The following is a 24,552-nucleotide window of genomic DNA, read 5'->3' on the forward strand; positions in this document are numbered from 1 at the left end:
GCCCGCGATACCAAGCGGATGCGATTCGGGGCGCATCACTGGGGCACCTGACCAGAGGTGAGGCGCCGCATCTCCTCCGGCACGACGACCGGCACGAGCTCACCCCACCGGGCGCGGATCGCGTCCTGCGCCGTGGCCGGCAAGCCGTCGACAGCCACGACGCCGTCGAGCATCCGGGACAGGATCACCCGCAGCGCCGCAGCGATCATCGCGCCCTGGCGTTCGGCCAGAACCGTGCGCCGCTCCTCGAACCCGCTCTTGACGAGCAGCTCGAGGAACTTCGCCGACCGATCCATGGCCCGCTCGTAGAGAGCGACCTCGGCACGCAGCTGCTCCGTGCCCGCACCGTGGGCCGTGTACCGCCAGGTCGACATGCCGTCGATGACGTCCGCCAGCCGGTCCTTCATTGCCAAGGCCTCGGCGGCGAGGCTCTCAACCTGGGCGAGCGGGTCGAGGATCCGGTCGATGGGCTCCTCGGCCAGCGCACGACGCATCTCCCGCTCGACCTTCTCAGCTGCCAAGCGTCGCTCGGCGGCCGCACGCACCTGCCCGGCCTTGCCGCCGTGGACGTAGCAGACGGTCCCGCCCTTGATCGGTGCTCGCTCGCAGCGCAGACCGGTGGCCTTGGCCTTCGCGGTGCAGCGTCGTGGCTCATCACCATGAGGTCCCATGGCGGGGTCCGGCCACCGTGGGGTCGGCTCCTCGCGGAGTTCGTCGGGTGTCATGGCTGGTTCCGGGTGATGGTGGTGGCGCCGCATTCGGGGCATCGGGTGATGGTGACGCCGGGGATGGCGTGGTTGGTGGAGGTGGTGGGGGTGGGTTGTGGGCAGTTGGGGCGGTGGGTCGTGTGTGTGGACCTCACCCCCACCCCTTTTAGGGGGGTGTGGGTTCGTGAAGGTCCTGTCGCGTGAAGGTCGTGAAGGTCTGCGTGAGGCTTGTTTTCGGGGTTTTGGTGGGGGTTCGTGGTGGTCATGATGCCTCCGTGATGGTGTCGGGCTGGTCATGGGCCGTGAAGGGGGGCGTGATGGTCTGGAAGCGGTCGACGGCTTGCCATCTGGTGGGTGCGTTCTTGGCCTTGTTGCCGGTGTCGTAGACGAAGAGGTGGCCGCTCTTCTCGAGTGCCTGGAGGCGGCGTCGGGCCTTCTCGATCTGGTTGGCGTCGGGCTTGTCGGTGTCGCTGAGTGCTTTGGCTGCGTCGCGTGCGGTGATGTCGCCGTTGCCGCGGGCGAGGGCGACGAGGTCGGTGGCGTGGAAGATGCTGGAGCGGCCGGTGGTGGAGTCGTGGAGGACCTTCAGGGGGCCGATGGTGTCGGCGGGCTGCTTGAGGTGGCGCAGTTGGACGACGGCGTCTCCGGCGTCGCCGTCGAGGACGATGACGCTGCCGGCTCCGGAGGTGAGCCAGGTGGAGCCGTAGACGTCGCCGAGGGTGACGGGTGGTTTCTTGGTGCCGCTGCTGTTGGTGCTCTTGCGGGTGTGGTGGAGCTCGATGAGTTCGATGCCGGCGGCGATGGCGGTTTGGCGGGCGCGGTTGTATCCGGCGGCGGGTCCGTCTTCGGAGACGCCGAGGAAGGCGTCTTTGAGGGAGTCGACGAAGACGGTGTCTGCTCCGTGCTCGTGGGCGAGTCTGGCGAGGGCGTCGGTGTCTTGGGCGAGGTCTGCGGGTGGTGGCCCGGGCCAGAAGATGAGGCGCTCGTGGAGGGTGTCGCGGTGCTCTTCGTGGCGGAGGAGCCGGGCGAGGGCGCGTTGGATCTGGCGGGGTCGGTCCATGGCGAGGTAGAGCACGCGGGAGCCGGTGGGTTCGACGGGTAGGTCGAGGACGCGTCCGGGGCCGAGGCCGAGGCGGGCTTCGAGGAGCTGCCCGGCGATGGTGGTTTTGCCGACGCCGGGGCTGCCGCAGATCATCAGCGGTTCGCCCTTGGCGCAGAGGATGTCGGTGCCTTCGCCCCAGAGGGCGGGGATTTCGTCGGGGTTGTCGTCGAGGAGGAAGTCGGCGCCGTCGCGGGCGTAGGTGGTGGGGCGGTCGCCGCGCTTGAGGTCGGTGTGGCGCTGTTGCGCGGTCTCGATGACCTGGAGGTACTGGAGGCGGTCTGCGACGGCGCGCTCGAAGGTGTCGGCGGGGTCGGGCTGTGCCCAGGTGTCGCTGTCCTCGCGTGGGGCGGTCGAGTGCTGCTCGTCGTGCTGGTCCTGCTCGCGCCGTGCCTGGGTGGTGGTGACGTCGTGGGCGCCGAGGTCCCCGAGGTTGTACGAGCTGGTCGAGGTCATGGGCTTCCTGGGCAGGGGTAGGGCCGCGGCGGCGCTGGTGGACGGGCGGCCGTTGATGGCGTCGTAGATGTCGAGGGCGGCGGCGCGGGTGTCGCCTCGGTGGTGGAGGTGCGCGAAGAGTCGTCCGCGGGTGAGTCGCTGCTGGCCGCCAGTGGGTAGTCCTGCGCCTTCGCTGAAGACGACGAGGACGTGGGGGTTGGCGGTGAGGACGTGGGCGCTGCAGGGGCTGGTGTGCCCGGGCCGGTTCCAGCACCCTTCGATGCCGTGGTGGCTGCGGGTGCAGCGTTCCCAGCCGTCGCTGGTGAGGATGTCGTCGAACGTGACGTGCTGGTCGAGGAGGTCGAAGGCGCTGTCGCCGTGCCGATCGAGGCCGAGGACGTCCCGCCAGGCCGTTGGCCGCGACGCTGGGGCGGTTGCCTGGGGTGTGGGGTTGGCGGTGATCGCGGTGAGGAGCTCGTCGAGGGTGTAGGCGACGCCGGTGTCTTCGACGATGCGGCAGGGCCGGGGCGTGTCTGTCTTGCGGTTGACGGTGCCGGGGATCCGCAGGACGCGGGCGAGGTCGCCGACGCCGGCGCCGTACTCAAGGCCGAGGCGGGCGGCGGAGCGTTTGAGGATCTGCTGCCAGGCGTCGGAGGCGCTGCCCGCGATCGGTCCGGTGGTGGCGTCGAGGACGAGGGGGGCGTCGAGGAGCCACCACGGGTACAGGCCGCCGCCGGAGTGCACCCACAGGGTGGGTGCGGGCAGCCCGGACTCGGTGACGAGGCGACGGGCGGTGTGCTCGTCGGACGGCAGGGGCAGGCCGCGGCCGGGCTTGTGTCCTTCGGTGCCGTAGTCGACGTCTGCCCAGAACCCGGGCAGGGCGTGGGAGTCGGTGGCGGCGCCGCGTTCGTGGGCGGCGAGGGGGCGGGCGAGGGTGGTGGTGCGCAGGTAGATCCCGCGGGCGCCTGCGGCGTCGAGGTGGGCGATGCGCTCGAGGGCGGTGTCGATGTCGGGGACGTCGCCGCCGGTGCCGCGGAAGGCGCCGCTGGCGTCCATGTGGACGATGGACAGGCGCCCGGGGGTGTCGGTGTAGACCCGCTGGAGCCAGTGGCGGGCGTGGTCGAGGTCGAGGTTGGTCACGCGGCATCACGGGGAGCCCTCGAGGGGCGGCGGGTGCGCCGGTAGACCGCGAGCCGGCGGCCGCGGGCGGGTGGGTGGACGGAGGGGATGCACGCGTGCACGTCGCGGGCGCCGAGGGGCAGCAGGACGGGTTCGACCCAGCCGCCGGCGATGGCGTGGCGGATGGCGGCGCGGATCTCGCCGGGGCGCAGCTGCGCGGCGGTGGTGGCGTCGCGGATGGTGTCCCAGGTGAACATCCCGCCGGGCGCGACGTGGACGGTGAGGGCGTCGAGGAGCACCTGCAGCGCGTGGTCCTGGGCGTGCTCGTCGACGCTCATGCCGCGCCGCCGGGGGTGCCGCCTGCGGGGTTCGAAGCGACCTGCTGTGCCGCCAGCCAGTTCGCGTACTCGGCTTGCTGCCGCGCGGTCGGAGTCGCGGCGGCAGGGGCCGCGGGCGCGGGTCGCTCGGGGCGGGGCTCGCCGTCGCCGTAGCGGATGATGACGGCGGTCAGGCCGTGAGCGAGGGGGACGCGTTCGTGGTCACTCGACGGCTGCGAGGCGGAGCGTGGGTGCGGCATGCTGGTCATAGGTCGGCCCTCCAGTGGCTGACTGGGTGGTGGCGATGCCGGGGGTGAGGGCCCCCGGCTCGTCTTCTGTCGTGGGCACGTCGGTGAGTAGCGGGATGAGTTTCCGCACGGGGATGCGCAGGACGCGGCCGACGCGGACGCTCGGCAGGAGCCCGGCGGCGACGGCGCGGGAGACGGTGCGCTCGTCGACCTCGAGGAGCGAGGCGACCTCGGCTGCGTGGAGCACGGCGCGGTCGGTGGCCAGGAGCTCGTCGAGGGTCACGCCGCGACCTCGGTTCGCAGACTCTGGAGGAGCCGGGCGTACTGGATCCGCTCCTTCCCCCTCGGGCGTCGCTCGCCGGACTCCCACCGGTGCAGGGTGGTGCGGTGCACGCCGAGCTCCCGGGCGAGGCGCACCTGGCTGACACCTGCGCTGAGCCGGATGAGTCGCGCCACGGATGGGTCGGGCAGCGACTGGGCCGCTCTCACTTCGTCGATCAGGCTCATGGGGTCGCCTCCTTCTCACCCCATTGAGCCCCATTCGGCTACCGAAGTGAAGCAGTTCCGGCAACACTGTTGCATCTCGTTCCCGACGGTGGTTTGATACACCTATGACGCAACTGCTGCAGAGTCGGCTACCAACCGGCTACTTTGTTCGCATGACGCTTCCCCCGGATCTCAAGGTCAGCGGCCCATTCGCCTTCGACGCCGGCGCCCTGCGTCCGGCGGACGCCGACGACGACCTGTGGGTCTGGATCGAGGGTGGCGAGCTTCCTGTCCCGGTCCTCGTCCGCGTTGACCGTTCACCCGACGGGCGCTTCATCGCGACGGGACTGCACCTGGGCCTACTGCGCGAGGACGAGCTCGGCTGGGACACGATGCGGCGGATCAAGCCAGCGACCCTTCTGAACTACATCTTCGGCGGGTTCGACCCAGCGGACCCCTTCTCCGAGGCCAGCGACGTTGTCCGTGGACTGGCCCAGCCCAGCCTCGATGCTCTCGCAGCTGGGATGCAGGACGCACTACGCGAGTACGGCGCGGAGGCGCTCACCCAGGAGGACTACGAGCGCTGGCGCGCCGAGGACTTCGGGCACATGCTCGCGACGATGCAGCACGACTCCAAGGCTCAACGAGCCTTGACCGCGTACGCGCTGTGGGAGCGCCTCGCCGAGCGCCCGCCGGTGCCTACCGCCGCCGCCGCGAAGCCTCGCGCATCGGTCGCAACCGACCTCAACCAGTTCGCTCAGGTCTACCTCAAGCACCGAGCCGCCACCCCTCGCCGCGCCACCCAGGCCACTGCCGACGAGCTTCACTGCAGCCGGGCCACGGTGATTCGCCGTCTGGCCGAGGCGCGCAAGCTCGGCCTCATCCCAGAGAAGGACTCGAAGTGACCAAGCCACGGCGCCGGCAGGCCGGCGAAGGCTCCATCTCCCAGTACGACACGAAGGCCGGGCCCCGGTTCCTCGCGAAGTACCGCTACACCGCCGAGGACGGCGCACCGAAGCAAGCGATGAAGCGCGGGTTCACCACCCGCAAGGCCGCCGCCGACTTCCTCCGGGAGCGCGTCACCCAAGTGCAGCGCGGCGAGCACGTCGCCCCCAACAAGGTGACCGTCGCCGAGCACTTCGACCAGTGGCTCGACGGCCTGCGCAAAGAGCCCTCGACGATCGCGTCCTACCGCAAGAACGTGCGCCTCCACGTCACCCCACACATCGGGGCCCTGCGCCTCGAGCAGCTCACCGGCACCCGCCTGACGAAGCTGTACCGCCACCTCGAGCAGAGCGGCCGCGTCGACGGGCAGGGCGGCCTGTCCCCCAGGACCGTGCGGTACGTCCACACGATCGTCCACGCCGGCCTCAAGGCTGCTGTCCGTGACGGGCTCGTGCTCGCCAACGCCGCGGACAAGGCCGACCCGCCGTCAGCGAAGGCTGCTGCCGCACCGGAGATGAAGTTCTGGACCGCGCCGCAGCTCCGCTCGTTCCTCGGTCACGACCCGGAGCACGAGCTCGCGATGGCGTGGCGGCTCGTGGCGAACACGGGCATGCGTCGCGGGGAGGCCCTCGCCCTGCAGTGGCGAGACGTCGACTGGGCTACTGGCCGGCTCTCCGTGCGCCGCTCCGTCACCGCAGTGAAGACGAAGGGCGCCGGCGAGCAGCTCGTCACCGGCAAGCCGAAGTCTGGCCGGGCCCGGGTCGTTGATCTCGACCCCACCACGCTCGCCGCGCTGCGCGCCTACCGTGCCCAGCGGGCCGAGATCAGCCTGGCGCTGGCGAAGGACGACGCGCTGGTCCTGGGGACCGTGGACGGTGCCACGCGCCACCCTGAGCGGTTCACACGAGCCTGGTCGGCCGCCGTCGAGCGAGCGCAGCGGGACCTGCCCGACCTGCCCGCGATCCGGTTGCACGACCTGCGGCACACGCACGCCACGATCCTGCTCGGCGCCGGCACCCCGGTGAAGGTGGTCAGCGAGCGGCTCGGGCACGCGTCCGCGACGATCACCCTCGGCGTGTACGCCCACGTCATGCCGGGCATGCAGGCCGAGGCTGCCGCGACGTTCGCTTCCCTCCTGGCCGAGGAGGCGTGACCGTGACGACACCGCACCGCTCCCCCGCTGACGTCGAGATCGAGGCCGAGCTCGCCAAGCGTCCGTGGATCCTGAAGAGGGCTCTCAATCGTCTTGCGGTGGCCGCGGTCGACAACACGCTCGAGGACCGGCGGAACGTCGTGCTGCACCTGCGCGCGCTGGCCAAGCTCGAGACCATGCCGTGCGAGGTGGCGCACTTCCTGACCATGGCCGCGGGCGTCGCCCGGGCGGTGGAAAGCCACACCGCCAGCCAGGCGGAGGGCGCGGGCAGTGTCGTGGATCGTCAGGACGTCGAGCGCCGGTTCGAGGCCCTCCCTCTCCCGCTGCGCCAGGCCCTCTGCCGGGTCGGTGAGGTCGTGTCCAACGCCTCCGACGGTGAACGGGCGACGATCGGCACCGTCTTCGGTCGGCTGGCCGACGAGCCCGGCGTACCGAGCGCGATCGCCCAGGTGGCCGCGGGCATCAAGGATGCCTCCGCCGCACCGAGCTCCTCGGTCGGCTCCCCAGAGGCCGGTGACCCGAAATGAGCACCCGGGGTATCACCGCGGTATCAGAGGCCGGTTTCGTCGCCCCCAGGAACGACGAAACCCCCGGAGAACCGGGGGTAACGATCGTGTCCGAGGGGGGACTTGAACCCCCATGCCCTAATACGGGCACTAGCACCTCAAGCTAGCGCGTCTGCCAATTCCGCCACCCGGACGAGTGGTGCATTCCGGTGGCTGGGGGCCACCGGGGCAACGACGTGAAACTTTACACGCGGATGACCGGAGTGCGAAATCCGGTTCGACGGCGAGATCGCGCGGCTCGTGCGCCGCTCACCCAGGTGTCTGCGCCGCCTCCTCGGCGGCCCCCACGTAGAGGCAGAAAGGATGGCCGGAGGGGTCGATGATGACGCGCACGCCGAGCTGCGGCTGGTGCTCCGCGACGTGCCCGCCGAGCCGCTGGGCGGCGGCCACAGCGGCATCGAGATCGGAGACCTCGATGTCGAGGTGCATCTGCATCTGCTGCTCCCCCGGCTGGGCCGGCCAGGCCGGCGGGGTGTGCTCGCGCTCGAGCTGGAAGCCGAGGTAGACCTTGCCCTGGTCCGGCGCGATGGTCGCCCAGTCCTCCTCGTCGGAGTGGATGCGCCACCCGAGGACCTCGGCGTAGAACCGTGCCAGTCCCCTCGGGTCGGGAGTGCCGAGCACGGTGCCGAGGTAGTCGTGGGGAGGTCGTCGTCCGGACAGCATGCGCTCCAGACTGCGTGAATCGGCGGCCAGACGCCAGCCGGGCGCCTACTGTGGGCCCGTGCTCGAGACCGTCACCGCGACCCGATTCGCCGTACCGCTGCGCGAAGGGGGCTCCCTCCCAGGGCTCGTCGAGGCCGACGACCTCGGGATGTACGTCGTCAAGTTCCGCGGCGCCGGACAGGGCGTCAAGGTCCTCGTCGCCGAGGTGGTCGTCGGTGAGATCGCCCGCGTGCTGGGCATCCCGGTCCCCCGCCTCGCCGTCGTCGACCTCCCGCGTGACATCGCCCGCTACGAGGCCGACGAAGAGGTCCAGGACCTCCTCACCGCCTCTCTCGGCACCAACCTCGGGCTGGACTACCTGCCCGGGTCCTTCGGCTACGACGGCAGCCGACCGGCGACCCCGGAGCAGGCGGCGCCGATCATCTGGCTCGACGCGTTCACCGCCAACATCGACCGGACGTGGGCCAACCCCAACCTGCTGGTCTGGGGCGGCCGCCCGTGGGTCATCGACCACGGGGCCGCGCTCTACTTCCACCACGCGTGGGCGCGACGGGCACCAGATGCCCAGCGCTTCGCCGAGCAGCGCTTCGACGCCTCGGACCACGTCCTCGGAGACCTCGTCGACGACGTGCGTCCGGCGCACGAGGACCTCGCGGCGCGGCTCGACGACTCGACGCTCGCCGCCGTCCTCGACCTCGTCCCCGACGCGTGGCTCGAGACGTCCGAGCAGCTCGCGACCCCGACCGACACGCGCCGGGCCTACCTCGAGCACCTGGTCGCCCGACGTGACCAGCCGGCTGCCTGGCTCCCCGGAGGTGCCCGATGACCCGCCTGCCCTACCAGTACGTCGTGCTGCGCTGCGTGCCGCGCGCTGAGCGCGAGGAGTTCATCAACGTCGGGATCGTCCTGCACAGCCAGGCCGGCGAGCACCTCGAGGCGGCCTTCGCCGTCGACCGCGACCGCCTGCGGGCCTTCGCCCCGGACCTCGACCTCGACGAGCTGGACGCCGCGCTGCGGACCGTCTGCGACGTCGCCGCAGGGCACGAAGGGGGCGGACGCCCACGTCTCGGGGACGACGGGCGACGGTTCGGCTGGCTGAGTGCCCCGCGCTCGACGGTCGTGCGGGCGGGACCGGTGCACAGCGGCCTCACCGACGACCCGGCGGCCGAGGTGCAGCGGCTCCTCGACCGCCTCGTGCGGTGAGCGGTTGACGCACGACGCGCACGTCCTAGGGTCGGGTTCATGGACCTCACCCGACCCACTGCACCAGCCCCCTACGACCTGCTCCCGGAGACCACCCCCTTCGAGGTGACGAGCGAGAGCTTCACCGACGGCGGCGAGCTCGCCGAGGCCCAGGTCTTCGACGACTGGGGCTTCTCCGGCGGCAACCGCAGCCCCCAGCTCAGCTGGAGCGGCGCGCCCGAGGGCACCAAGTCCTTCGCCGTCTCCTGCTTCGACCCCGACGCCCCGACGCCGGCGGGGTTCTGGCACTGGACGGTCGTCGGCCTCCCCGCCGGCACCACGTCCCTGCCCGAGGGCGCCGGGGCCGAGGGTGGGGCTCAGCTGCCCGCGGGTGCCTTCATGACGGCCACGGACTACGGCACCAAGGCCTTCGGCGGCGCGGCTCCGCCGGAGGGCGACGGTCCCCACCGGTACGTCTTCGCCGTGCACGCGCTCGACACCGAGGACCTCGGCATCGACGACTCGGTCAGCTGCACGGTCGCGGCCTTCACCTACCTCCAGCACACGCTCGGTCGCGCGGTGATCACCGGCCTCTACACGGCCTGACCGATCTCAGCGGACCCGCAGCTCCCATGCCGCGACGGCACCGGCCGCCGCGACGTTCAGCGAGTCCACGCCACCGGCCATCGGGATGGTGACCGTGACGTCCACGCGGCCGAGGGTGCGACGGGTCAGCCCGTCCCCCTCGGTCCCGAGGACGAGGGCGAGCCGCTCGGGGGCGTCGGCGGCGAGCTCGTCGAGCCCCACGGCATCGTCCGCCAGCGCCAGCGCCGCGACCGTGAAGCCGGCGGCACGCAGGTCCTCGATCCCCGCGGGCCACGGCTCGACACGAGTCCACGGCACCTGGAAGACCGTCCCCATCGACACCCGGATCGCCCTGCGGTACAGCGGGTCCGCGCACCGGGGGGTGACGAGGACCGCGTCGGTCCCGAGTGCGGCGGCCGAGCGGAAGATCGCCCCGACGTTGGTGTGGTCGACGACGTCCTCGATGACGAGCACCCGGCGGGCACCGTCGAGGACGTCGGCGAGCGAAGGGAGCTCCGGCCGGTGCATCGAGGCCAGCGCCCCGCGGTGGAGGTTGTACCCGGTGATGCCCTCGATGACCTCGGCCGATCCGGTGTAGACCGGCACGCCGTCCGCCTCGGCCTGCTCGACGACGTCGGCGAGGTCGGTGAGCCAGCGCTCCCCCATGAGCAGCGCCCGCGGCCGGTGGCCGGCCGCCAGCGCCCGACGGATGACCTTCTCGCTCTCGGCGAGGTAGAGCCCGCCCTCCGGCTCGAGGACGCGCCGCAGCTTGACGTCGGTGAGCCCGACGAAGTCCCGCAGGCGCTCGTCGGTCGGGTCGGTGATGAGGATCGGCACAGGCGAAGGCTAGAGCAGGGCCCGGGCGATGACGCTCACGCTTGCGACGACGCAGAAGGCGAGGACCCCCCTTCGCACCGCCTCCGCCGGCATCCGGCGACGCAGCGGTCCCGCGAGGAGGTGGCCGACGACCACGAAGGGGATCCACAGCAGCCCGGTGCGCAGCTGCTCCCACGTCGCCTGCCCGGCCAGGGCCAGCCCGCCGATCCCCATCACCGAGCCCGCGATGAAGAAGACGGCGAGCGTCGAGCGCAGCCGGTCCGGCGGCTCGTGGCGCAGGACGAGCGCGAGGAAGGGCCCACCGATCGAGGCGGCCGTCCCGGAGACGCCGCTGATGGCCCCCGCGGCCATCGCGCTCCCCCGCGTCAGCCGGATTTCGATGGCGACGACGGACGCGATCACCGTGACGAGGATGAGCACGCCGACGGCGAGGGCGATGGCGTCCGGGGAGGTCGACGCCACGACGAGCACGCCGATCGGGGTCGCGACCACGCGGGCGGCGACCGCCCAGCCGAGCGGCCGCCAGGCGATGTCCCGCGGCCCGCTCGCGAGCTGCACGACGGGCAGGACGAAGGAGCACACGAGGAGGGCGACCGGCATGAGCTCCGGTCGCAGGACGACGACGAAGGGGGCCGACACGACGGCGATCCCGAAGCCGATGGAGGACTGGACGAAGGAGCCGCAGAGGACGACCAGCCCCAGGGCCAGGATGGTGGGGTCGAGCCAGTCCGTCACGGGAAGAACACGAACTTCACGAGCCCGGCGACGCCGACGACGACGATGACCGCGCGCAGGGCGTTGGGCGGCAGTCGCCGGCCGTACCGTGCGCCGAGCACGCCACCCACGAGGGCGCCGACGCCGACGAGGGCGGCGATGCGCCAGTCGATGAGCTCGGGCGCGGTGACGATGAAGACGAGCGAACCGACGGCGTTGACGATCATCCCGAGCACGTTCTTCAGGCCGTTGAGCGTCTGGAGGGGCTCGGTCGACAGGGCCGACAGCAGCCCGATGAGGATGACCCCCTGGGCGGCACCGAAGTAGCCGCCGTAGATGCCGGCGACGAGCACGCCGGCCATGAGAGCGACGAGGTGACCCCTCGGCATCCGTCCGCCGTCGTGGTGGTGCCGCTTGGACCAGGCCTGCAGCCTGGGTCCGGCGAGGACGAGGACGATGCCGATCCCGATGAGCACCGGGACGATCGCCTCGAAGGCCTCGGCCGGCAGCCAGAGCAGCAGCACGGCCCCCAGGACCGCGCCGAGGACGGACATCGGCACCAGCTGGGCGACCCGCTTGCCCATCCCCTTCAGCTCGGGGAGGTAGCCGATGGACCCGCTCACGCCGCCGGCGACGAGCCCGACGGAGTTGGAGACGTTGGCCGTCACGGCGGGCGTCCCGAGGGCGAGGAGCACCGGGAAGGTCACGAGCGTGCCCGACCCGACGAGGGTGTTGATGCCACCGGCCCACACTCCCGCGAGGACCACGGCACCCATCTCGACCCACGACACCCGGCCACCCTAGATGGGCGGTACCGGGCGTCGCGCGGTGGGCCTCGGACCGAGGATCACCGCGTGGTGTCGGGGCCCTCGACGGGTGGCGTCGGGTCCTCGGGGGGCGCCGGCGCAGCAGGCGCCTGGGGCAGCCGGACGCCCGGGCCCTGGGCGGGCTGGACCCGTGAGGCCGGGGTCGCGTGCTCGGTCGCCTCGCGGCTGGCCTGGCCGGCCTGGCCGCGTGCCTCGGCGAGCGCCTGCGCAGGGTCCTCGAGCGTGGTCTCCCCGAAGGCATTGCCCTCCTCCGGGCCCGGGTCGACCCAGTCCTCCGCGTCGAGCCCGCCGTCGGGGCCCCCGTCGGACTGGCCCAGCGCTCCCCCGATGCCCCGCAGGGCGTCGGTGAGCTCGCTCGGGATGATCCACATCTTGTTGCTGTCTCCCTGGGCGATCTGCGGGAGGACCTGCAGGTACTGGTAGGCGAGCAGCTTCTGCGTCGGCTTGCCGCGGTGGATGGCGTCGAAGACCTGCTTGATGGCCCGGGACTGGCCCTGCGCCTCCAGGACACGCGCCTGGGCCGAGCCCTCGGCCCGCAGGATCTGCGCCTGCTTCTCCCCCTCCGCGGTGAGGATCTGCGACTGCTTGAAGCCCTCCGCGTTGAGGATGGCCGCGCGCCGGTCCCGCTCGGCCTTCATCTGCTTCTCCATCGACTCCTGGATCGACATCGGCGGGTCGATCGCCTTGAGCTCGACGCGGTTGACGCGGATGCCCCAGCGACCGGTTGCCTCGTCGAGCGCGCCGCGCAGCTGGCCGTTGATCTGGTCGCGGCTGGTGAGCGTCTGCTCGAGGTCGAGCGAGCCGATGACATTGCGCAGCGTGGTGACGGTGAGCTGCTCGATGCCCTGGATGAAGTTGGCGATCTCGTACACGGCGCTCTTGGCGTCGATCACCGTGTAGTAGATGACCGTGTCGATGTTGACGACGAGGTTGTCCGAGGTGATGACCGGCTGCGGCGGGAAGCTCACGACCTGCTCGCGCAGGTCGATGCTTGCGCGCACCTTGTCGACGAAGGGCACGAGGATGTGGATGCCGCCCTCGAGGGTGCGGCTGTAGCGGCCCAGTCGCTCGATGATGAGCGCGGTCTGCTGCGGCACGATGCGCACCGTCTTGAAGAGGATGACGAGCGCGAAGACGAGCAGCGCCGCCAGGAAGATCAGGATGCCGCTGGGCATGTCGGTCCTTTCGTCGGGTGGGACGCTCTGCGTGCCTTCACGCGCTGGGTGCTCGGGTGACGATGGCGGTCGCGCCGTCGATGGACACGACCCGGACCTCCTCGCCGGGCTCGCAGGGCGCCTGCCCGGGGGGCACCCGGGCGCTCCAGGTCTCGCCGGCGAGACGGACGCGTCCGTCGGTGTCGGTCACCGTCTCGAGGACGCGGGCGGTGCGACCCGCGAGCGCGCGGGAGCCGATGTCCTTGGAGGCCGCGGGGTCGGTGAACTGACGTTGGACGATCGGGCGCACGACGGCGATCAGGAGGAGCGCGACGACGACGGCCAGGACGATCTGCACGGCGAGCGGCGCCCCGAGCGCGGCGGCCAGGGCACCGACGAGCGCACCACCGGTGAGCATGACGAAGACGAAGTCGACCGTGGCCGCCTCGATCGCGATGAGGACGAGGGCCAGACCCATCCAGACCAGCCAGAGGTTGTCTCCCAGGAAGTCCACGTCATCCCCCTTCGTCGCGTCGTGCCCTCATCATGCCCTGTCGCTCACTGGGTGCGGGCGCGTGCGGACCACCTGTTGCCGTGCTGCTCCAGGACGAGGTCGACCCCGAAGGTCTGCGACAGGTTGGCCTCCGTCAGGGTGATCTCGATCGGTCCCTGCGCGACGACCTCGCCCTCGCGGAGCAGGAGCACGTCGGTGAAGTGCGGCGGGATCTCCTCGACGTGGTGCGTGACCATGACGAGTGCCGGTGCCTCGAGGTCGCCGGCGATGACGCCCAGCCGGTGCACGAGGTCCTCGCGACCACCGAGGTCGAGACCCGCGGCCGGCTCGTCGAGGAGCATCAGCTCCGGGTCGGTCATGAGCGCGCGGGCGATCTGCACGCGCTTGCGCTCTCCCTCCGAGAGGGTGCCGTAGGTCCGGTCGACGAGGTGCCCGGCGCCGAGGGCGTCGAGCAGCTCACGGGCCCGCTCGTGGTCCAGGCCGTCGTACGACTCCCGCCACCGGCCGACGACCCCCCAGGAGGCGGTCACGACGACGTCCGCGACGCGCTCGTCGCCCGGGATGCGCTCGGCCAGCGAGGCGGACGCCAGGCCGATGCGCGGACGCAGCTCGAAGACGTCGACGGCGCCCAGGACCTCCCCGAGGATCCCGACGACGCCGCGGGTCGGGTGCATGCGGGCCGAGGCCAGCTGGAGCAGCGTCGTCTTGCCGGCACCGTTGGGGCCGAGGACCACCCAGCGCTGGCCCTCCTCGACCTCCCAGTCGATGTCGCTGAGGAGGGTCGTCTCCCCGCGCACGACGGTGGCTCCGGCCAGGGCGAGGACGTCACTCATGCTCCGACCCTAACCGCCGCGAACTACCATCTGACAGATGCCCGAGCTGCCCGCCTCCGTCCGTGTCGCCCTGTGGGTCACGCACGCGTGGTCCGTCGGCTCGAGCCCTGCCCGCGCGGTCGAGCGGGCCCTGCCTGACGTCGACCACACCGAGGGGCTCGTGGAGCAGGTCGGCCTCTGGCACGACCTCGGGGAGGGAGCGCTCCTCGTCGCGCTCCCCGGCCCGGGTGACCTCGCCGGGCTCCCCCGCTGCGGACCGGTGGCCGCCGATGCCGCCACCGTGGCCGGCGAGGCGCTCTACGTCGCCGGCATCGGCGGGATGCTCGTGCCGACGGTCTCGACCTACGGCTCGGCCGGCGCCCGGGGCCTGCGCATCGACTGGATGGCGCACGACGCCGACCCCGTGCCGCCGCACCGCGTCGAGGCCCTCGAGCTGTCCCAGCTGGAGCGCCATCTGCGGCGCCAGCTGCTCGAGTCGGTCACCGAGCTCGACGAGATCGGCGGCACCCCGTGGTCCGACGACCTCTCCCGCGACCTCGTCGACGAACGCCTCGGCACCGACTGGGCCCTGCCGGACGCCCTGCCGGACCGGGCGCGCCGGGTCATCGGCCTCGCCGGGACCGTCGCCGTCGCGACCGATCTGGGGCTGCAGGCGTCGGGGGCCGTCACGGCCGCGCACGACAACGCGCGCTCCGCCGCACTTCGCCGACTGGCCCGGGAGTGCGAGCGGACGCTCGCCGACGCGACCAACGCGGCCTGCGCCCAGCTGGCCGGGTGGGTGCCGAGCCGGTGACCCGCCGGCTGCGGACCGGCCGGATGACGCTCGTGCCGGCGACCGCGGCGCACCTCCCCTTCCTCGTCGAGCTCGACGCCGACCCCGAGGTCATGCGACACCTCACCGGTCGGGCGCGGACCGCCCGGGAGGCCAGGGAGTACTGGGCCCCGCGGCTGCCCGGCCCGATGTGGGTCGGGTACGTCGATGGGCGTCCCGTGGGGTGGTGGGCCCTGTGGCCGCGCGAAGGGGGGACCGCCGAGCTCGGCTACCGGCTCGCCCGGCGCGCGTGGCGGCAGGGCCTGGCCGTGGAGGGCTCCCGGGCCGTGCTGGACGACGGCTTCGCCGACCCCGCGCTGCGACTCGTGCGTGCCGAGACGATGTACGTCAACGCCGGGTCACGGGGCGTGATGCGTCGCCTCGGGATGCGGGAGGTGCGCGTCGAGGTCCGTCACTGGCCGGACCCGCTGCCCGGCGCGGAGCTCGGCGAGGTCGTCGCCGAGATGACCCGTCAGGAGTGGCCGAGCACGGCAGAGTAGACCTCGAGGGTGCGTTCGCCGATGCTGCCCCACGAGAAGTGCTCGACCGCCCGCTGCCGGCCGGCGCGACCCCGCTCGGCGGCACGGGCCGGGTCGGAGAGGGCGTCCGTGAGGGCGGCGGCGAGGTCGCTCTCGAAGCGGTCGGCGTCGACGGGCGCCCCGGTCCCGTCCTGGACCTGCTCGATCGGGACCAGCCACCCGGTCCCCCCGTCGACGACGACCTCCGGGATCCCGCCCGTGGCCGTCGCGACGACGGGCAGCCCGCACGCCATCGCCTCGAGGTTGACGATGCCGAGCGGCTCGTAGACGGACGGGCAGGCGAAGACCGCGCCGGCCGTGAGCAGCGCGATGACCTCGGCCCGGGGGAGCATCTCGCGGATCCACACGACCCCGTCGCGCGACGCGCGCAGGTCGCTCATCAGCGCCTCGACCTCGGCGAGGATCTCGGGGGTGTCCGGCGCACCCGCGCACAGCACGAGCTGGACCTCGGGCGGCAGCTCGCGAGCCGCGCGCAGGAGGTGGGGCAGGCCCTTCTGCCGGGTGATCCGGCCGACGAAGACGACCGACGGACGGTCGGGGTCGACCCCGTGGCGTCGCACGACCTCCTCGTCGGGCTGCGCCCGCCACAGCTGCGCGTCGATCCCGTTGTGCACGACGTGGACCCGCTCGGGGTCGATCGAGGGGTAGCTGCGCAGGATGTCGGCCCGCATGCCGTGGCTGACGGCGATGACCCCGGCTGCCGCCTCGTAGGCGGTGCGCTCCACCCACGACGAGAGGGCATAGCCGCCGCCGAGCTGCTCGGCCTTCCACGGGCGCAGCGGCTCGAGGCTGTGCGCCGAGACGACGTGCGGCACGCCGTGCAGCAGCGAGGCGGTGTGGCCGGCGAAGTTGGCGTACCAGGTGTGGCTGTGCACGAGGTCCGCTCCCCCGCAGTCCGCCGCCATGGCCAGGTCGACGCCCATCGTCGTCAGGGCGGGGTTGGCCCCCACGAGGCCGGGCGGGTCGGGGTAGCCGGTCGTCCCCCCTTCGTCCCTGGGGTCGCCGAAGCAGCGCACGCGCACGTCGATGTCACCACGCTCCCGCAGGGCGCGGCTCAACTCCGCGACGTGGACCCCGGCACCGCCGTAGACCGCCGGGGGGTACTCCTTGGACAAGATGTCGACGCGCACCCGCCCAGCGTAGGCCCGGAGGGACTAGGTTCGGCGGTGGAGCGAAGGGAGCACCGCATGGTCAAGCGTGGTCAGCCCAAGGTCCTGGCGATCGTCCTCGCCGGGGGCGAGGGCAAGCGCCTCATGCCCCTCACCGCGGACCGAGCGAAACCGGCCGTCCCCTTCGGGGGGATCTACCGCCTCGTCGACTTCGCGCTGAGCAATGTCGTCAACTCCGGGTACCCGAGGGTCATCGTCCTGACCCAGTACAAGTCGCACAGCCTCGACCGGCACGTGAGCCAGGCCTGGAACCTCGCCTCGCCGCTCGGTCACTACGTGGCCGCGGTCCCGGCGCAGCAACGTCGCGGCAAGAGCTGGTACACCGGCAGCGCGGACGCGATCTACCAGTCGCTCAACGCCATCACCGACGAGCGGCCCCACCTCGTCGTCGTCGTCGGCGCCGACCACGTGTACCGCATGGACTTCTCCCTCATGGTCGAGCAGCACCTGGACACGGATGCCGCGTGCACCGTCGCGGCGATCCGCCAACCGATCGCCATGTCCGACCAGTTCGGCGTGATGGAGGTCGGCGCCGACGGGCGCCGCATCACCGCCTTCCGCGAGAAGCCGACCGACCCGCAGGGACTGCCGGACGCGCCGCACGAGATCTTCGCGTCGATGGGCAACTACGTCTTCAGCACCGAGGCGCTCATGGACGCCGTGACCTCGGACTCCAACCACGGCGGCAGCAAGCACGACATGGGCGGGGACATCATCCCCTCCTTCGTCGCCCAGGAGCGCGCCTACGCCTACGACTTCGCGGACAACGTCGTCCCCGGGTCCACCGACCGCGACCGGGGGTACTGGCGGGACGTGGGCACGCTCGACAGCTACTTCGATGCCCACCTCGACCTGACCTCGATCCATCCGGTCTTCAACCTCTACAACTACGACTGGCCGATCAACACCCTGCACGGCACCTACCCCCCGGCGAAGTTCGTCCACGGTGACGGCGAGCGGGCGGGTGGGGCCACGAACTCACTCGTCTCCCCGGGGGTGGTCGTCTCCGGTGGGCACGTGGACAACTCCGTCCTCTCCCCCGGGGTCTTCGTGCACAGCTACAGCCAGGTCCTCGACAGCGTCCTGCTCGACGGGGTCGACGTGGGGCGCCACGCCCAGCTGCGGCGCGTCATCATCGACAAGGGCGTGCGCCTGCCCGAGGGGATCCGGATCGGGCACGACCGCGAGGAGGACCGCGCCCGAGGGCTGCTCGTCACCGAGTCCGGGATCACGGTGGTCGGCAAGGGCCACGTCTTCGACCACTCCTAGACTGCGGGGCATGCCACGCACCCTCCCCGGCGACGGTCCGCTCGCCCTGGTCATGGACGTCGACAGCACCCTCATCCGGGACGAGGTGATCGAGCTCCTCGCGGAGCACGCGGGGACACGCGAGGAGGTCGCCGCCGTCACCGAGGCGGCGATGCGGGGCGAGCTGGACTTCGCGCAGAGCCTGCACGCGCGGGTCGCGACCCTCGAGGGCCTGCCCGTGGAGGTGCTCGACCGGGTCCGCAGCGCCGTGCGCCTCACCCCGGGCGCACGCACGCTCGTCACGACCCTCACCGAGGCCGGTCACACGGTCGGGATCGTCTCGGGCGGATTCACCGAGGTCGTCGACGACCTCGCCCGTGAGCTCGGCATCCCGTCGGTCCGTGCGAACCAGCTCGAGGTCGTCGACGGGCACCTCACCGGCCGCGTGCTCGGCGACGTCGTGGACCGCGCGGCCAAGGCCGAGTTCGTCATCCGCCTCGCCGCCAGTGCCGGCATCGACATGGACCGCACCGTGGCCGTCGGGGACGGCGCCAACGACCTGGACATGATGGCGGCCGCGCACCTCGGCATCGCCTTCTGCGCCAAGCCCGCGGTCCGCGAGCAGGCCGACGTCGCGATCGACGAGCCGGACCTACGTCTCGTCCTCGACGTCCTCGGCATCGACCCGCTTCCGCAGGCCGACGACGAAGGGGGCCACCCGCTCGCCTGAGCGCCCTTCGAGACGGTCGCTTCGCGACCTCCTCAGGGAGCGGGGCGCGGAGCGCGGGGGCGCGGAGCGGGGGCGGAGCGGAGCGGAGCGCGTGGAGCGGAGCGCGGGGGCGCGGGGCGGGAAGGCGGTCGAGCCTCAGATGCCCATCGCGTGGACGCCGCCGTCCACGTGCAGGATCTCGCCGGTCGTGGCGGGGAACCAGTCGGACAGCAGCATCGTGCAGGCCTTCGCGGTCGGTACCGGGTCGTTGACGTCCCAGCCCATCGGTGCGCGGCCGTCCCAGGACTCCTCGAACTGCTCGAAGCCGGGGATCGACTTCGCGGCGGTCGTGCGGATCGGGCCGGCGGCGACGAGGTTGCAGCGGACCCCCTTCGGCCCGAGGTCACGCGCGAGGTAGCGGTTGGTCGACTCGAAGGCGGCCTTGGCCACGCCCATCCAGTCGTAGACCGGCCAGGCGAAGCTCGCGTCGAAGGTCAGGCCCACGACGGAGCCACCCTCGGTCATCCGCGGCAGCGCGGCGACGGCCAGGGCCTTGAGCGAGTACGCCGAGACGTGGACCGCGGTCGAGACGTCCTCCCACGACGCGTCGAGGAAGTTGAAGGCCCCCTCGGGCGCGAAGCCGATGGAGTGCAGGACACCGTCGAGGCGCTCGGCGTGCTCACCGATGCGGTCGGCGAGGGCGGCGAGGTCCTCCTCGCTCGTGACGTCGAGCTCGATGACGGGCGCCTCCTGCGGGAGCCGCTTGGCGATGGTCCTGGTGATCTTCATCGTCCGGCCGAAGCTCGTGAGGATGACCTGCGCGCCCTGCTCCTGCGCGAGCTTGGCGACGTGGAAGGCGATCGACGACTCCATGAGGACGCCGGTGATGAGGAAGGTCTTGCCGGTGAGCATCTGCTGGTGCCTTTCGTGCTGCGCGGAGGATGGGCTGTTGGGGCTCACTCAGTGGCCCATGCCGAGGCCACCGTCGACGGGGATGACCGCGCCGGAGATGTAGGACGCCTCGTCGGAGGCGAGGAAGGCGACGGCGGCGGCGACCTCGTCGCCCTGGCCGTAGCGACGTGCGGGGATGGCGCTCTGGTACTCGGCGCGGGTCTTCTCGGGCAGCTCGGCCGTCATGTCGGTCTCGATGAAGCCGGGGGCGACGACGTTGGCGGTGATCCCTCGGGCGCCGAGCTCGCGGGTCATCGAGCGCGCCATGCCGACGAGGCCCGCCTTGGAGGCGGCGTAGTTGGTCTGGCCCGGCGACCCGTAGAGCCCGACGACGCTGGAGATCATGATGACCCGACCGAAGCGGGCCTTGACCATGGCGGTCGCGGCCCGGCGGACGCACCGGAAGGTCCCGTGCAGGTTGGTGTCGACGACCGCGGAGAAGTCGTCGTCGGACATGCGCATGAGCAGCGTGTCCTTGGTGATCCCGGCGTTGGCGACGAGCACCTCGATGTCACCGCCGAGCAGCTCCTTGGCCGCGGCGAAGGCCGCGTCCACCGAGTCGCTGTCGGTGATCTCGCAGGCGACGACGTCGAGTCCGTCGACCGCGTCACCCGACCTCGAGGTCACGACGACCCGGTGGCCGTCCGCCTGCAGCCGGCGGGCGATGGCCTCGCCGATCCCTCGGTTGCCTCCCGTGACGAGCACTCGCCGCGATGTCATCCCACTCCCGTCGTCGCTGGACCGGATGTGCCTCCGGTCACCTCGGCTCCGACGCTAGAGCACTACCGCCCGGTACGCGGAGTCCTGCCCGCCCCGCGGGACCCGCTCACGGGCCCGCGGCGTACCCTGAAGACGTGTCCCACGTCCCCGTCCAGTCCGTCACGACGGCCCCGGTCTCGCTGCACGACGAGCAACGCGGCCGGATGCGTCAGTACCTCATGACGATGGCGCTGCGCACGGTGTGCTTCGTGGGGGCCTACTTCTTCGAGGGCTGGCTGCGCTGGACCTGCGTCCTGCTCGCGGTGGTCCTGCCCTACGTCGCGGTCGTCCTCGTCAACGCGGTCAACCCGCGCGACGTCGACCCGGACGCCAGCCTGCGGACCTCCGACGCGCCCCGCCAGCTCGGGCCGCGATGAGCGAGCCCGACCTCGTGTGCAGCCGCAAGGCGTGCCGCGCCGCGGCGACCCGGGCGGTCCTGTGGCGCAACCCCCGCATCCACGACGAGTCCCGCCGCAAGGTCTGGTTGGCCTGCGACGAGCACGAGAGCGTCCTGCAGGAGCACCTGTCGGTCCGCGGGTTCCCCGTCACCACGTGCGCCCTCGACGAGATCCCGGCCGACGCGGGCTGATGCTGCGCCGTGCCCTCACCCCGAGGTGGCTCGGGTGGTTCTCCCTCGTCCTCCTCGTCTCGCTCGCATGCGTCTGGCTCGGCCAGTGGCAGTGGGGCAAGTACGAGGACCGCTCCGCGCGCGCCGACCGGATCACCGAGCACTACGAGGCCGAGCCGGTCCCGGTGGCCGACGTCCTCACCGCGGCACCGGTCGGGGTCGACGACGAGTGGACGCGGGTGAGCGCCACCGGCGAGTACCTCGCCGACGAGCAGCTCCTCGTGCGCAACCGTCCGCTCGACGGGACGTACGGCTACGAGGTGCTCGTCCCCCTTCGCCTCGGTGACGGGGACGTCCTCGTCGTCGACCGGGGCTGGGTCCCCAACAGCCCGAAGGGGGCCGACGTCGCCCCCGAGGTCCCAGCCGTCCCCTCCGGGGAGGTGACCGTGACCGGGTGGGTGCGCCTCGGCGAGGCGAGCCTGGGCCGGGACCTGCCCGCCGGACAGGTCGCGAGCATCAACCTCGACGAGGTGTCCGAGCAGGTCGACGGGCAGGTGCTCGGCGCCTACCTCGAGCTGCAGCAGGAGTCCCCGGAGGGCGAGCGCCCCGAGCCGCTCGAGGTGCCGGACACCGACACCGGGCCGCACCTGGCCTACGCCATCCAGTGGTGGCTCGTGATCCCGGCACTGTGGGTCTTCGTGGTCGTCGCGCTGCGCCGCGAGGCGGAGGAGGCCGACCCGTCCACCCCCCGCCCCAGGAAGGTGCGCATCTGGGACGAGGAGGACGGCTGAGCCGTCAGCCCACCTCGATCGGCTCGTCGCTCTCCGCGTACTGCGTGGTGTACAGGTCGGCGTAGACGCCGCCCCGGGCGATGAGCTCGGCGTGCCGGCCGCGCTCGACGACGCGTCCGTCGTCGACGACGAGGATCTGGTCCGCCTTGCGGATCGTCGAGAGCCGGTGCGCGATGACGATCGCCGTGCGCCCCTCGAGCGCGGTGTCGAGCGCCCGCTGCACGGCCACCTCCGACTCGCTGTCCAGGTGCGCCGTCGCCTCGTCGAGGATGAGCACGGCGGGTGACTTCAGCAGCAGCCGGGCGATGGCGAAGCGCTGCTTCTCGCCGCCGGACAGGCGGTGGCCCCGGTCCCCCACGACGGTGTCGAGGCCGGCGGGCAGCGAGTGCACGAGGTGGCCGATGCGCGCGGCCTCGAGCGCCGCCCACATCTCCTCCTCGGTCGCGTCCGGCTTGGCGTAGGCGAGGTTGCCGCGCAGGGTGTCGTGGAAGAGGTGTGCCTCCTGGGTGACCATCCCGACCGTGTCGGCGACCGACTCCAGGGTGGCCTCGCGCAGGTCGACGCCGCCGATCCGCACGGCTCCCTGCGTCGGGTCGTAGAAGCGGGTGACGAGCGAGGTGATCGTGCTCTTGCCGGCGCCGCTCGGGCCGACGAGCGCCACGAGCTGGCCGGGCTCGGCGCGGAAGGTCACGCCCTGCAGCACCGGGCCGCCCTCCTCGCGGTCACCGGTCGTCGCGCCCTCGAGGGAGCGCAGCGAGATGGTGTCCGCACCGGGGTAGGTGAAGTGCACGTCGTCCAGCTCGACGGCCAGGGCCTCGCCCTCCGGGAGCCGTCGGGCGTCCTCGGTCTCGACGATGCTCGAGGGCATGTCGAGCAGCTCGAAGAGGCGGGCGAAGGAGACGAGCGCGGTGAGCACGTCGACGTGCACGTTGGAGATCGCGGTGAGCGGTCCGTAGAGCCGCGCGAGCAGGGCCGCGAGGGCGAGGAGCGTGCCGACGGTGAGCCCGCCCTCGACGGCCATGAGGCCACCGACGCCGTAGACCATGGCCGTCGCGAGGGACGCGAGGGCGGTGAGCATGACGAAGAAGAGGGCGCGGTTGACGGCGATCCGCACACCGATGTCCCGCACGCGCGCGGCCCGCAGGTCGTACTGCTCGATCTCCCGGGCCGGCTGGCCGAAGATCTTCACGAGCAGCGCGCCGGCGACGTTGAACCGCTCGGTCATCTGCGTGCCGAGGTCGGCGTTGAGGTTCATCTGCTCCGAGGACAGACCGGCGAGACGCCGGCCCATGAGCTTGGCGGGGACGATGAAGAAGGGCACGAGGGCCAGCGCCGCGAGGGTCAGCTGCCACGAGAGCGTGAGCATCGCGCCGATGATGAGCACGAGCGAGATGACATTGCTGACGACCGAGGACAGCACGGTCGTGAAGGCCTGCTGGGCGCCGATGACGTCGCTGTTGAGCCGGCTGACCAGGGCCCCGGTCTGGGCGCGGGTGAAGAAGGCGATGGGCTGACGGAGCACGTGCGAGAAGACCTCGGTGCGCAGCAGGTGGATCAGCCCCTCACCGATGCGCGCGGAGAACCACCGCTGCGCGAGGGTCGTGACTGCCTCGACGACCGCGATGAGCGCGACGAGCAGCGCCAGCGTCACGACGACGCGGCGGTCCTGCGGTGTCACCCCGTCGTCGATGAGGCGCTGCAGGAGCAGCGGCACGGCGACGACCGTGAGCGAGCCGACCGCGACGAGCGCGAGGAAGGCCGCGATCGTGCGCTTGAAGGGTGTGGCGTAGCCCAGGACCCGTCGGGCCGTGCCGGGCGGGAGGGGTGTCCCCTTCGCGCTCTCGCCGTGGCTCATCGACTGCATGAGTCCCCAGGCGCTGTTCATCATCATCTGCTGCTCCTCGTCGTCCGGGGACGACAACCGCCCGGGCGCCTGCGGGATTCCCCCGCACCCCCAGTGTGCGCGGTTCAGCCCAGGACGCGGCGCAGGACGAGTCGTGCGACGGCGCCGGTGTCCGCGAGCCCGCCGGGGACGAAGGGGGCGCCCGCCGCCCGGGCGAGCGCGGCCACCTTGTCGTGGAGCACGCCCTCGGCGAGGGTCGCGGGCACGACGACCCGACCGCTCGCCGCGCCGGCGCGGGGGGCGGCGAGCGTCATCGTGAGCCACCCCGGGCGAGGGTGGGCGTCCAGGAGCGTGCGGATGCTCTGCCCGGCCTGCCCGGAGCTGGACCCGCCGGCGACGAGCAGCACCGCGGCGTCGGCGTCGTGGCCGGCCGCGCGCAGGCGCTCCTCGACGGCGAGCAGGAGGAGCGGGTCGCCGCCCAGTGCCGGCGCGACGCGCACGGGCGCCCCGCCGGCGCCGAGGGCCCGCGCGGCTGCGGGGACGTCGACGCGGGCGTGGAAGGCGGGGGTGATGAGCATCGGCAGGAGGGTGACCTCGTCGGTCAGCTCCGCACCCAGCTCGTGCGGTTGCGGATGGTCGTGCTCGAGGTAGACCAGTCGGGTCGCGCCCCGACCCATCGCCTCGAGCGGGGCCTCGACGCGTTGCCGCAGTCGCTCGAGGGTGCTGGCGTGCCGCGGGTCCGGGGACCCGTGTGCCAGCAGGACGGTCGTCACGGACCGA

At 72.1% G+C, this 24,552-nt stretch carries 30 protein-coding genes and 1 tRNA gene; 13 read left to right on the forward strand and 18 right to left on the reverse strand.

The features are described 5' to 3' along the window. Window positions 1-35: 35 nt before the first annotated feature. The 5 genes from V3C34_RS11100 to V3C34_RS11120 form a co-directional block, all read right to left on the reverse strand. Window positions 36-671: a hypothetical protein gene (locus tag V3C34_RS11100; RefSeq protein WP_346007164.1), complete on the reverse strand. Its 636-nt coding sequence runs from the start codon at window positions 669-671 to the stop codon at window positions 36-38. A gap of 298 nt (window positions 672-969) precedes the next feature. Beyond that, a complete protein-coding gene (locus V3C34_RS11105) occupies window positions 970-3,381 on the reverse strand; it encodes an AAA family ATPase (RefSeq protein ID WP_346007165.1) in 2,412 nt (803 codons plus the stop codon). Further along, window positions 3,378-3,698, reverse strand: a complete 321-nt coding sequence (locus tag V3C34_RS11110; protein ID WP_346007166.1) for a hypothetical protein — start codon at window positions 3,696-3,698, stop codon at window positions 3,378-3,380. Before V3C34_RS11110 ends, V3C34_RS11105 begins: the two co-directional genes overlap by 4 nt. Before the next feature lie 201 nt (window positions 3,699-3,899). After that, the gene (locus V3C34_RS11115) at window positions 3,900-4,208 is read right to left on the reverse strand and encodes a helix-turn-helix domain-containing protein (RefSeq protein ID WP_346007167.1); all 309 of its coding nucleotides are present in this window, start codon (window positions 4,206-4,208) and stop codon (window positions 3,900-3,902) included. Continuing rightward, window positions 4,205-4,432, reverse strand: coding sequence for a helix-turn-helix transcriptional regulator (locus V3C34_RS11120; RefSeq protein ID WP_346007168.1), 228 nt, complete (start codon window positions 4,430-4,432; stop codon window positions 4,205-4,207). Before V3C34_RS11120 ends, V3C34_RS11115 begins: the two co-directional genes overlap by 4 nt. Before the next feature lie 152 nt (window positions 4,433-4,584). Here V3C34_RS11120 and V3C34_RS11125 point away from each other — a divergent pair, with 152 nt between their 5' ends. The 3 genes from V3C34_RS11125 to V3C34_RS11135 are packed head-to-tail and all read left to right on the forward strand — an operon-like array spanning window position 4,585 to window position 7,036. Beyond that, window positions 4,585-5,316, forward strand: a complete 732-nt coding sequence (locus tag V3C34_RS11125) for a hypothetical protein (protein WP_346007169.1) — start codon at window positions 4,585-4,587, stop codon at window positions 5,314-5,316. After that, a complete protein-coding gene (locus tag V3C34_RS11130) occupies window positions 5,313-6,509 on the forward strand; it encodes a site-specific integrase (protein ID WP_346007170.1) in 1,197 nt (398 codons plus the stop codon). The genes V3C34_RS11125 and V3C34_RS11130 overlap by 4 nt, the downstream gene beginning before the upstream one ends. Window positions 6,510-6,511: 2 nt before the next feature. Continuing rightward, window positions 6,512-7,036 (forward strand): hypothetical protein, encoded by a 525-nt coding sequence (locus V3C34_RS11135; protein ID WP_346007171.1) that lies wholly within the window; start codon window positions 6,512-6,514, stop codon window positions 7,034-7,036. Window positions 7,037-7,123: 87 nt separating this feature from the next. Here the strand turns inward: V3C34_RS11135 and V3C34_RS11140 are convergent. Then, window positions 7,124-7,209, reverse strand: a tRNA-Leu gene (locus V3C34_RS11140). 115 nt (window positions 7,210-7,324) lie between these two features. Continuing rightward, window positions 7,325-7,738 carry a VOC family protein gene (locus tag V3C34_RS11145; RefSeq protein WP_068421410.1) on the reverse strand — a complete coding sequence of 138 codons (414 nt, stop codon included), beginning with the start codon at window positions 7,736-7,738 and terminating at the stop codon, window positions 7,325-7,327. A 58-nt stretch (window positions 7,739-7,796) separates the two neighbouring features. Here V3C34_RS11145 and V3C34_RS11150 point away from each other — a divergent pair, with 58 nt between their 5' ends. Genes V3C34_RS11150 through V3C34_RS11160 form a run of 3 tightly spaced genes read left to right on the forward strand, consistent with a single transcriptional unit; the run spans window position 7,797 to window position 9,526 of the window. Further along, window positions 7,797-8,564, forward strand: coding sequence for a HipA family kinase (locus V3C34_RS11150; RefSeq protein ID WP_068421407.1), 768 nt, complete (start codon window positions 7,797-7,799; stop codon window positions 8,562-8,564). Further along, window positions 8,561-8,941, forward strand: a complete 381-nt coding sequence (locus tag V3C34_RS11155; RefSeq protein ID WP_338538087.1) for a DUF3037 domain-containing protein — start codon at window positions 8,561-8,563, stop codon at window positions 8,939-8,941. Before V3C34_RS11150 ends, V3C34_RS11155 begins: the two co-directional genes overlap by 4 nt. Before the next feature lie 39 nt (window positions 8,942-8,980). After that, entirely contained in the window at window positions 8,981-9,526 is a 546-nt protein-coding gene (locus tag V3C34_RS11160) for a YbhB/YbcL family Raf kinase inhibitor-like protein (protein ID WP_346007172.1), read from the forward strand. 6 nt (window positions 9,527-9,532) lie between these two features. On the opposite strand, the gene V3C34_RS11165 is transcribed toward V3C34_RS11160, so the two are convergent. Genes V3C34_RS11165 through V3C34_RS11190 form a run of 6 tightly spaced genes read right to left on the reverse strand, consistent with a single transcriptional unit; the run spans window position 9,533 to window position 14,384 of the window. Continuing rightward, window positions 9,533-10,342: an RNA methyltransferase gene (locus V3C34_RS11165; protein WP_346007173.1), complete on the reverse strand. Its 810-nt coding sequence runs from the start codon at window positions 10,340-10,342 to the stop codon at window positions 9,533-9,535. A gap of 9 nt (window positions 10,343-10,351) precedes the next feature. After that, window positions 10,352-11,077 carry a sulfite exporter TauE/SafE family protein gene (locus V3C34_RS11170; RefSeq protein ID WP_068421398.1) on the reverse strand — a complete coding sequence of 242 codons (726 nt, stop codon included), beginning with the start codon at window positions 11,075-11,077 and terminating at the stop codon, window positions 10,352-10,354. Further along, a complete protein-coding gene (locus V3C34_RS11175) occupies window positions 11,074-11,847 on the reverse strand; it encodes a sulfite exporter TauE/SafE family protein (protein WP_068421396.1) in 774 nt (257 codons plus the stop codon). Before V3C34_RS11175 ends, V3C34_RS11170 begins: the two co-directional genes overlap by 4 nt. Before the next feature lie 56 nt (window positions 11,848-11,903). Further along, window positions 11,904-13,058 (reverse strand): SPFH domain-containing protein, encoded by a 1,155-nt coding sequence (locus V3C34_RS11180; protein WP_068421393.1) that lies wholly within the window; start codon window positions 13,056-13,058, stop codon window positions 11,904-11,906. 37 nt (window positions 13,059-13,095) lie between these two features. After that, entirely contained in the window at window positions 13,096-13,551 is a 456-nt protein-coding gene (locus tag V3C34_RS11185; RefSeq protein WP_245634674.1) for an NfeD family protein, read from the reverse strand. A 44-nt stretch (window positions 13,552-13,595) separates the two neighbouring features. Beyond that, window positions 13,596-14,384 (reverse strand): ABC transporter ATP-binding protein, encoded by a 789-nt coding sequence (locus V3C34_RS11190; protein ID WP_068323968.1) that lies wholly within the window; start codon window positions 14,382-14,384, stop codon window positions 13,596-13,598. 37 nt (window positions 14,385-14,421) lie between these two features. Between V3C34_RS11190 and V3C34_RS11195 the strand changes: the two genes are divergently transcribed. Both V3C34_RS11195 and V3C34_RS11200 read left to right on the forward strand, forming a co-directional pair. Continuing rightward, window positions 14,422-15,177 carry a hypothetical protein gene (locus V3C34_RS11195; protein WP_346007174.1) on the forward strand — a complete coding sequence of 252 codons (756 nt, stop codon included), beginning with the start codon at window positions 14,422-14,424 and terminating at the stop codon, window positions 15,175-15,177. Then, window positions 15,159-15,695, forward strand: a complete 537-nt coding sequence (locus V3C34_RS11200; protein WP_068323962.1) for a GNAT family N-acetyltransferase — start codon at window positions 15,159-15,161, stop codon at window positions 15,693-15,695. Before V3C34_RS11195 ends, V3C34_RS11200 begins: the two co-directional genes overlap by 19 nt. Here V3C34_RS11200 and glgA read toward each other — a convergent pair. Continuing rightward, a complete protein-coding gene (gene glgA, locus V3C34_RS11205) occupies window positions 15,668-16,864 on the reverse strand; it encodes a glycogen synthase (RefSeq protein ID WP_068421387.1) in 1,197 nt (398 codons plus the stop codon). The two genes, V3C34_RS11200 and glgA, sit on opposite strands and share 28 nt — an antisense overlap. A 57-nt stretch (window positions 16,865-16,921) precedes the next feature. Between glgA and glgC the strand changes: the two genes are divergently transcribed. Then, the gene (gene glgC / locus V3C34_RS11210; protein WP_068323955.1) at window positions 16,922-18,172 is read left to right on the forward strand and encodes a glucose-1-phosphate adenylyltransferase; all 1,251 of its coding nucleotides are present in this window, start codon (window positions 16,922-16,924) and stop codon (window positions 18,170-18,172) included. A 10-nt stretch (window positions 18,173-18,182) separates the two neighbouring features. Further along, on the forward strand, window positions 18,183-18,881 hold the full coding sequence (gene serB, locus V3C34_RS11215; protein ID WP_068323952.1) for a phosphoserine phosphatase SerB: 699 nt from the start codon (window positions 18,183-18,185) through the stop codon (window positions 18,879-18,881). A 135-nt stretch (window positions 18,882-19,016) separates the two neighbouring features. Here serB and fabI read toward each other — a convergent pair whose 3' ends face one another. Continuing rightward, the gene (fabI, locus tag V3C34_RS11220; protein WP_068323893.1) at window positions 19,017-19,772 is read right to left on the reverse strand and encodes an enoyl-ACP reductase FabI; all 756 of its coding nucleotides are present in this window, start codon (window positions 19,770-19,772) and stop codon (window positions 19,017-19,019) included. Between the two features lie 48 nt (window positions 19,773-19,820). Further along, complete coding sequence (gene fabG / locus V3C34_RS11225) at window positions 19,821-20,531, reverse strand: 3-oxoacyl-[acyl-carrier-protein] reductase (protein ID WP_068421384.1); 711 nt, start codon at window positions 20,529-20,531, stop codon at window positions 19,821-19,823. A 134-nt stretch (window positions 20,532-20,665) separates the two neighbouring features. Here fabG and V3C34_RS11230 point away from each other — a divergent pair, with 134 nt between their 5' ends. From V3C34_RS11230 to V3C34_RS11240, 3 genes are read left to right on the forward strand one after another with little or no spacing between them, the layout of a single operon-like run. Then, window positions 20,666-20,947 carry a DUF3099 domain-containing protein gene (locus tag V3C34_RS11230; RefSeq protein ID WP_338538078.1) on the forward strand — a complete coding sequence of 94 codons (282 nt, stop codon included), beginning with the start codon at window positions 20,666-20,668 and terminating at the stop codon, window positions 20,945-20,947. After that, entirely contained in the window at window positions 20,944-21,159 is a 216-nt protein-coding gene (locus V3C34_RS11235) for a hypothetical protein (protein WP_068323887.1), read from the forward strand. The genes V3C34_RS11230 and V3C34_RS11235 overlap by 4 nt, the downstream gene beginning before the upstream one ends. After that, on the forward strand, window positions 21,159-21,929 hold the full coding sequence (locus tag V3C34_RS11240; protein WP_338538076.1) for an SURF1 family cytochrome oxidase biogenesis protein: 771 nt from the start codon (window positions 21,159-21,161) through the stop codon (window positions 21,927-21,929). The genes V3C34_RS11235 and V3C34_RS11240 overlap by 1 nt, the downstream gene beginning before the upstream one ends. Window positions 21,930-21,933: 4 nt before the next feature. Here the strand turns inward: V3C34_RS11240 and V3C34_RS11245 are convergent, their stop codons facing one another. Together V3C34_RS11245 and V3C34_RS11250 are read right to left on the reverse strand one after the other, a co-directional pair. Continuing rightward, entirely contained in the window at window positions 21,934-23,817 is a 1,884-nt protein-coding gene (locus tag V3C34_RS11245) for an ABC transporter ATP-binding protein (protein ID WP_338539319.1), read from the reverse strand. Between the two features lie 80 nt (window positions 23,818-23,897). Further along, window positions 23,898-24,545, reverse strand: a complete 648-nt coding sequence (locus V3C34_RS11250; protein WP_068323880.1) for a sirohydrochlorin chelatase — start codon at window positions 24,543-24,545, stop codon at window positions 23,898-23,900. Window positions 24,546-24,552: the final 7 nt, after the last annotated feature.

The sequence above is a fragment of the Janibacter terrae genome, assembly GCF_039636765.1.
Classification (GTDB): domain Bacteria; phylum Actinomycetota; class Actinomycetes; order Actinomycetales; family Dermatophilaceae; genus Janibacter; species Janibacter terrae.

Bases quoted from the DNA above. Each gene is read 5' to 3' on its own strand.
- V3C34_RS11195 (WP_346007174.1), top strand. From the start codon at position 14,422: ATGCCCGAGCTGCCCGCCTCCGTCCGTGTCGCCCTGTGGGTCACGCAC.
- fabI (WP_068323893.1), bottom strand. From the start codon at position 19,772: ATGCTCACCGGCAAGACCTTCCTCATCACCGGCGTCCTCATGGAGTCG.
- V3C34_RS11160 (WP_346007172.1), top strand. From the start codon at position 8,981: ATGGACCTCACCCGACCCACTGCACCAGCCCCCTACGACCTGCTCCCG.
- V3C34_RS11180 (WP_068421393.1), bottom strand. From the start codon at position 13,058: ATGCCCAGCGGCATCCTGATCTTCCTGGCGGCGCTGCTCGTCTTCGCG.
- V3C34_RS11145 (WP_068421410.1), bottom strand. From the start codon at position 7,738: ATGCTGTCCGGACGACGACCTCCCCACGACTACCTCGGCACCGTGCTC.
- V3C34_RS11120 (WP_346007168.1), bottom strand. From the start codon at position 4,432: ATGAGCCTGATCGACGAAGTGAGAGCGGCCCAGTCGCTGCCCGACCCA.
- V3C34_RS11240 (WP_338538076.1), top strand. From the start codon at position 21,159: ATGCTGCGCCGTGCCCTCACCCCGAGGTGGCTCGGGTGGTTCTCCCTC.
- glgC (WP_068323955.1), top strand. From the start codon at position 16,922: ATGGTCAAGCGTGGTCAGCCCAAGGTCCTGGCGATCGTCCTCGCCGGG.
- V3C34_RS11100 (WP_346007164.1), bottom strand. From the start codon at position 671: ATGGGACCTCATGGTGATGAGCCACGACGCTGCACCGCGAAGGCCAAG.
- V3C34_RS11235 (WP_068323887.1), top strand. From the start codon at position 20,944: ATGAGCGAGCCCGACCTCGTGTGCAGCCGCAAGGCGTGCCGCGCCGCG.
- V3C34_RS11125 (WP_346007169.1), top strand. From the start codon at position 4,585: ATGACGCTTCCCCCGGATCTCAAGGTCAGCGGCCCATTCGCCTTCGAC.
- serB (WP_068323952.1), top strand. From the start codon at position 18,183: ATGCCACGCACCCTCCCCGGCGACGGTCCGCTCGCCCTGGTCATGGAC.
- fabG (WP_068421384.1), bottom strand. From the start codon at position 20,531: ATGACATCGCGGCGAGTGCTCGTCACGGGAGGCAACCGAGGGATCGGC.
- V3C34_RS11245 (WP_338539319.1), bottom strand. From the start codon at position 23,817: ATGATGAACAGCGCCTGGGGACTCATGCAGTCGATGAGCCACGGCGAG.
- V3C34_RS11155 (WP_338538087.1), top strand. From the start codon at position 8,561: ATGACCCGCCTGCCCTACCAGTACGTCGTGCTGCGCTGCGTGCCGCGC.
- V3C34_RS11110 (WP_346007166.1), bottom strand. From the start codon at position 3,698: ATGAGCGTCGACGAGCACGCCCAGGACCACGCGCTGCAGGTGCTCCTC.
- V3C34_RS11190 (WP_068323968.1), bottom strand. From the start codon at position 14,384: ATGAGTGACGTCCTCGCCCTGGCCGGAGCCACCGTCGTGCGCGGGGAG.